Genomic DNA, 5645 nt, shown 5'->3' on the forward strand with positions numbered 1-5645 from the left:
CTGCGAACCTGCCATGGCTGAGTGAGCACGGGGTCCACGACGAAAGAGTGGATGTGCGGCGGGCAGCCGTCCAGGCGATTGTCGCGGGCTGGCGCAACGATCCGACCACCGTGGCGTTGCTGCGGGAGCGGGTCACCGACGACCTTCATTTTGATGTTCGTTCAGTCGCCATGCAGGCGATCGTCACCGACTGGCGGGAGCATCCCGGCACGCTGTCGTGGCTGCATGACCGGGCCGTCAACGACCGGCACCGGGACGTGCGCCGGATGGCCGTTGAAGCGATCGCGGCCCACTGGCCGGACGACCCCGCCACCGCGATCCTGTTGTGGGACCGGGCCGACAACGACGAAGATCCCACGGTCCGTGACGCGGCGACAGATGCGTTGCCGTGACACAGTCAGCCAAGCAGTCTACTGATCGGCAGACTGCTTGGTATGACGATGACGACGATCAACGTGGATGCGACGGTTCGGGACTGGCTCGTGCTTCTCGACCCCGGCGTCGGCCATGAGCAGGCTGGCCGGCCGCCGCAGCCCGTCGTCGTAACGATTGTCATCAATATACCGAGATATACCGATCAGCACTATTCTGATCACCCGGCCCCGATGCATGGTCACGACCGGGCCAGACGACGGTGCGGAACGATGAGGAAGCGCGGCAGCCGCAAGCTGCGCGAATGGCTGGAAGTCAGCACATCCGCATCGTGTCACCGTGGACCGTCATCTCCTCGACGGTCGCACGGACCCCTTGGGCGCGTAGCAGCTGGTACCACTCCAGGACGTGGGCGCGGCTGTGGCAGCCGGCTGGTCCGCCGCCCCAGCGGACGTCGGGGTGCAGCACGTCGGCGAGCGCCTGGTCGTCGCTGGTGTTGAACGCTGTGCGCAGCTGCTCGCTGATCCGGCGGGCCGCCGGCGCAGGCGGTTCGGCCGACGACGAATCGTCGTCGTCGGGCGCGCCGATGCCGTAGCGGGCGAGAAGGACGGCGACCTCGTCGCTGGGCGGCTTTCCCCCGACCCACGCACCGTCCCGGGACGCCCCGGCGGCGAGCAGGAGACTGACGGTGGCGGGCCAGCCGCCGTCCGGGCTGTAGGCGGGGCGTTCCCCGTTGCCGACCGTCGCCCATGCCAGCGGGGTCGACCCCACTGCCGGTCGGTGGTATCGATGTCGGCGCCACGGTCGAGCAGCAGGCGGACCACGTCGAGACGGCCGGCGTAGCTGGCGGCGTGCAGCGCGGTCGCGCCGTCCACCGACCGGTACACCCCGACGGGAAAGCCGAGATCGAGCATGAGGGCGACCGGGCCGACACCGGCGTACTCGGCCGCGTCCACGAACGCCGCGTGATCGTCTCTGATAAGGCGGCCCGGAAGGTCGGGATACTCGGCGAGCAGCCGACGCGCCTCCTGACGGTCGCCGCGTCGGCACACGCCGAGTAGCCGATCGGCATCCGTGGCGTCATCCACGGCGCCGTACCGGGTCAGTACGGCGGCGACGTCGTCCCGGCCGCGGCGGACCGCGATGCGTCGAGCGGACAGACCATCACGGCCAACCGTGTTCGGGTCCGCGCCGGCCGCGAGCAGCGCCTCGACGACCGCCGGGCTGTCCTTGCCGAGCGCCCCGGGCAACGCCCGCGTCGCGTCACCGGCACCCAGTCCGAACTCGACCAGCAGCCGTCCTGCCAGGCTGCCGCGACCGGTGACGCTTGCTGTCAGGAACGCCTCGACCCGTCCGGCTCGGTCCAGCGCCTTGGCCTCGACCTCGGCTTTCAGCCGTGGCCAACTGGCGAACCCGTGCTCGCGGGCGAGAACCATCTGCGCGACTGACAGACTCACCGGCCCCTGCGGGCGCTCGTCCACGTGGGCGGCGATCCGCTCCAGCGCGGCCGGGTCGCCGGCACGGGCGGCGTCGCGCAGTTCCTTTGCCCGGCGGCGAAGCTGGTTGAGGTTGGGTGTTGCCGGCATCGGACGACTGGCCATGCCATCTCCTCACGTCGCCTTCCCGGCCCGCGGCTGAAGGCGTGAAGAAGATGACATCCTACCGGCCGTGCGACGTGCGACGAGGTGGACTCGGTCCTTCCCGGCATCATTCGACCGACCAGGATGGCGCTTCGCGAGGTCGTCGACGAGCTCGTCGACTGACCAGGGGCGATACCCGGCGACCGTCCACTCGACAATATCGACAATAGAATCGAACCTGCGTTCTGTCGACCTGGTAATTCCGGAAGTTCCGCCCCCGGCTGGCCGGTTGTCAGTGCCTGGTGCGCAGCCCGTCGAAGAGAACCGTGTTGAGGCGCACGGCCTGGTCGGGGGGCGCGTCGGCATGGCGCAGAGTGGCGAACGCACCGGCAAGCAGCGCAAACAGGTCGTCGATATCAATGTCGCCCCGGATATCGCCGGCATCCTGAGCACGCTGGAGGAAAGCCCGCAGCGTCTCGCGGAGGCGGGCCGCGACCTCGGGAGCGGTGGTCCGGATGTCGAAGTCGGTTCCCGCCAGCGCGGCCTTGAGGGGCAGGCTCGCGGCGCCCTCGGCAAGCATGCGTTCCAGCATTTCCACCAACGCATCGCCGGGATCGGCCTGCTGAGCGAGGGCGCGGACATCCGCTATGAGCTGCTCCACCTGGTCGACGACGACCGCGGCGAACAGCGTCTCCTTCGTTGGGAAGTGCCGATGCACCGTGCCCGCGCCGACACCGGCTCGGCGCGCGATCTCGTCCAGAGGGACGGACAGCCCCTCAATGCTGAACAGCTCACGCGCGGCGCGTAGCACCCGCTCGCGGTTGCGCCGGGCATCCGCGCGCAGCGGACGGGCCGAGCACCCCTCGCCAGCCGAAGCCGGTTCGGCGCCTCCGGCGTCCGGAGCATCGCCTTGAATCCCCATGGCCTCCATCCTGCTCCGATCGCCACAGACCCCATCGTGAACCGGGGCGGCGCCCCGTATAGTGTGGCTCATCGAACCGGGGCGTCGCCCCGAATCCTCGGAGGAGGTCGCGTGCAGTACACGCTGCTGGGGCGCTCGGGCCTCAAAGTCTCCCGAGCGGCGCTCGGAACGATGAACTTCGGCGTCGGTCCGGACGCGCCCTGCGGCGAACCGGAAGCACATCGGATCATCGGCGCCTTCCTCGACGCGGGCGGCACCCTCATCGACACGGCGAACATCTACACCGGCGGCCGATCGGAGGAGGTCGTCGGGCGCGCCATCGCCACGCGGCGCGACTCGGTCGTCCTGGCCACGAAGGGTTCCGGCCCGCTGGGGGCCGGCCCCAACGACCGCGGGCTGTCCCGGCTGCACCTCACCCGCGCCCTGGAGGGCAGTCTGCGTCGCCTGGGCACCGACTACATCGACCTGTACCAGTGCCACAACTGGGACCCGGATACGCCTATCGAGGAGACGATGGCGACCCTCGACAGCTTCGTCCGCTCGGGCAAGGTCCGCTACGTCGGCTGCTCCAACTACACCGCCGGCCAGATCATCGAGTCCCAGTGGGCAAGCCAGCGCCTGGGCACCACGCCGTTCATCAGCCTTCAGCCCCACTACTCACTGCTCGCACGCGAGATCGAAGCCGAGATCCTGCCCGCCTGCGCCCGCCACGGCCTGGGCACCCTCACCTACGGACCACTCGCCGGCGGCATGCTCGCCGGCCGCTACCGACGAGGCCGGCAACCCGACCCAGGAACCCGGCTTCACCAGTGGCTCGCCTTCAACCCCACAGCCGCCAGCTGGGCCACAACGCTGCTACGCGAGGAGTGCTTCGACATCGCCGACGAAGTTACGCGAGTGGCCGACCTCGTGGGCGTCCCTCCATCGGCGGTCGCCATCGCCTGGACCGTCGCACGTCCCGACATCGCCTCGGTGATCCTCGGACCCCGTACCGTCGACCAGCTCACCGACAACCTCACCGGCGTCGGTCTCAGTCTGGCCGCGGACCTCGTCGACCGGCTCAACACCGTCTCGGCACCTACCAACCAGCCCGTCACCGGCCTGCCCATAACGCTGCCGACCACCGCCTAACTAACCATGACGAGAACAGTCAGTGTCGTCCCGAGCTCTGCACGAGCGGATGCCTACCCAGAGATCGGTGAAGGTCGATGCTCTGTAACGGCACGTCCCACTCAGCGACAGTCGGCTACCGATCGTAGTCGACTGCCCTGGAGCAAGAAGGGGCTCGAACGGAACCGCTTCACCCGCGGCCGGCGGAATGACGATCCTGGCCAGCTCGAACGGAATCGGCGCGGCACGACGGCCAGGCGCGACCTGGATGTGTTCGCCGCTGCCCTCGATGTTGTCGACGACGTACGAGTTGGCGCGGCTGAAATTTGTCAAGGTCCAGTGATCGCCTACCGCCATGATCTCCCCGGCAAGTCGGGAGACGCTCGGTTCGGACAACTCGACGCCCACCGAGACGCCTGGGGATCCGCGACCGAACGCTAATCACTCGCCCGGCGCGAGTTGACGGGTCACGGCCGCGGCTTCACCACGAACCGCCGGGGTGGCTGGCCCGTCGACGTCACGCGGCCAGGCAAACGGCTGAACGACCAGGTAGCTCACAACGCCCTCCATACGTACGCCATAGCCGGAGATGCCAACCGCTTCAAACAGATCCCGAGTCACTCTCGATCATAGTCGAATCCGTCATCGCGAATGCCGTAACGCGGACCGGGTGGCACTTTGGAGCGGTGAACCAGCCGCCGATGCACACTACGGCGGCGCGGTCAATCCGCGACGTCACAGGATGCAGCGCGGTCCTGGCCGTGAGTATTGTCGAGCACGCGGCGATCGACTACCCCGCTACACGACGACGAAAGGTGTTGTGCCGAGATGAAGCTTGCCCGGACTCGGTTAAGCAAAATCGCCCTTAGTCTTGGACTGCTTGTGACCGTACTGGTACCGGGGACGCTTCTCGGTGCCTCTCCGGCCCAGGCCACGGAGTCCTACCAGGGCTGCCCCGCTGGCGGGGTCTGCATCTATCCTAACGGTTCGTGGAATGGCGGACATCCGTCCAGCATATACTACTACTATGCGTCCTATAATCTCAGCAATATGTACGGGACGCATCGCGTCTTCAACAACCAGACCGACAACGCTGTCGTGAGCTTCTGCACGGGGTGGAACGGCACGAACTGCTTCTTCACAATGGGATCATGGACATATACTGATATTAATCTGACACCAGTTAACTCGATCAAGTTGATGCCCTAGTGTCTCGTGATGCGGGTCAATTTTTGTCAGACTCAGTCATTTATGCTGGTCGGAAGCCTGATCGACGCTGTGGCCAAATAAAGGATAGAGCATCACGAGAAACCAGGTATTGACAATTGCTCCAAACCGCAACGTAAGCTATTGAGCGCGCTCGTCCTACGGGAAGGATTCACCATGTTAGGTCCAAGGGGCCGAAGGTGGCTACTGGCCTCCGTGACGGCGCTCGCAGCGGTGCTGGCCGGTCAGTTCCTCGCCCAGGCGCCGGCCTCCGCGGCACTCATGTACGACCAGGGCGGCTTCGCCACGTCGTATGCCCAGGACGGCACGCTGCAGATCTTCACGGTTGCCACCAACATCGGTAACAACAGCAAGCTCTACCACTACTACGGCCACGCCGGCGAAAACCTGACCTCGGAGGTTCTGGATGATGGGCTGCCCTTCGGTGAAAAAGG

The 5645-nt window shown here is 66.7% G+C and carries 5 protein-coding genes; 3 read left to right on the plus strand and 2 right to left on the minus strand.

The features are described from left to right. A partial coding sequence (locus tag U9983_RS26365; RefSeq protein WP_322756598.1) for a HEAT repeat domain-containing protein occupies positions 1-392 on the plus strand: 392 nt, incomplete at its 5' end. A gap of 327 nt (positions 393-719) precedes the next feature. On the opposite strand, the gene U9983_RS26370 is transcribed toward U9983_RS26365, so the two are convergent. After that, positions 720-1973, minus strand: coding sequence for an ankyrin repeat domain-containing protein (locus U9983_RS26370; protein WP_322756599.1), 1254 nt, complete (start codon positions 1971-1973; stop codon positions 720-722). A 271-nt stretch (positions 1974-2244) separates the two neighbouring features. Continuing rightward, on the minus strand, positions 2245-2874 hold the full coding sequence (locus U9983_RS26375) for a helix-turn-helix domain-containing protein (protein ID WP_322748782.1): 630 nt from the start codon (positions 2872-2874) through the stop codon (positions 2245-2247). Between the two features lie 111 nt (positions 2875-2985). Between U9983_RS26375 and U9983_RS26380 the strand changes: the two genes are divergently transcribed. Continuing rightward, complete coding sequence (locus U9983_RS26380; protein ID WP_322756600.1) at positions 2986-4005, plus strand: aldo/keto reductase; 1020 nt, start codon at positions 2986-2988, stop codon at positions 4003-4005. Between the two features lie 1401 nt (positions 4006-5406). Continuing rightward, the coding region (locus tag U9983_RS26385; protein ID WP_322756601.1) for a hypothetical protein at positions 5407-5645 on the plus strand (239 nt) is incomplete at its 3' end.

The organism is Protofrankia sp. Cas3 (genome assembly GCF_963555955.1).
Classification (GTDB): Bacteria; Actinomycetota; Actinomycetes; order Frankiales; family Frankiaceae; genus Protofrankia.

Excerpts from the sequence above, each read along its gene's own strand:
- U9983_RS26370 (WP_322756599.1), bottom strand. The coding sequence starts at position 1,973 with ATGGCCAGTCGTCCGATGCCGGCAACACCCAACCTCAACCAGCTTCGC.
- U9983_RS26375 (WP_322748782.1), bottom strand. The coding sequence starts at position 2,874 with ATGGGGATTCAAGGCGATGCTCCGGACGCCGGAGGCGCCGAACCGGCT.